Origin of the sequence: Rahnella rivi (genome assembly GCF_019049655.1) — a bacterium.
GTDB lineage: Bacteria > Pseudomonadota > Gammaproteobacteria > Enterobacterales > Enterobacteriaceae > Rahnella > Rahnella rivi.
In genome coordinates, this window is the sequence record NZ_JAFMOX010000017.1 from 1 (window position 1) to 629 (window position 629).

A 629-nucleotide genomic window follows, 5' to 3' on the forward strand; every position below is an offset into this window, starting at 1 on the left:
TTATAACGGTTCATATCACCTTACCGACGCTTTTCGCAGATTAGCACGCCCTTCATCGCCTCTGACTGCCTAGGCATCCACCGTGTACGCTTAGTCGCTTAACCTCACAACCCGAAGGTGTCTTAAAGACATCGTCGCGCTGCGATTATTTGAGAGACTCTGTTACAGACTAATCCACCACTCAGTACTTCTACGGAGAGTGATGTTCAGCTGTAAACTTTCAATTTTCAGCTTGTTCCAGATTGTTAAAGAGCAATATCTTAAACACGACTCGTTAAAGTCATCTTTAAGATATTCGGTGATAATGTCTTTCACACATTATCGGAGTGGCGTCCCCAAGGGGATTCGAACCCCTGTTACAGCCGTGAAAGGGCAGTGTCCTAGGCCTCTAGACGATGGGGACACGAAAAATCCGCACCAGACCACGCCGTGGTTTGGCACTTTTCGCATCAGCGTAAGGTTGCCCTTACCGCATCAACAGGTGCTCTTGCTCATTAATTTCATCAGACAATCTGTGTGGACACTGCACAATGCGTATCTTTAGGTAAGGAGGTGATCCAACCGCAGGTTCCCCTACGGTTACCTTGTTACGACTTCACCCCAGTCATGAATCACAAAGTGGTAAGCGC

General features: G+C 47.5%; 1 tRNA gene and 2 rRNA genes. All 3 read right to left on the bottom strand.

Annotation, left to right across the window (positions count from 1 at the left end):
• Positions 1-104, bottom strand: a 23S ribosomal RNA gene (locus J1779_RS00090); the annotation flags it as partial.
• 223 nt (positions 105-327) lie between these two features.
• Positions 328-403: transfer RNA gene (locus tag J1779_RS00095), tRNA-Glu, on the bottom strand.
• A 142-nt stretch (positions 404-545) separates the two neighbouring features.
• Positions 546-629, bottom strand: a 16S ribosomal RNA gene (locus J1779_RS00100); the annotation flags it as partial.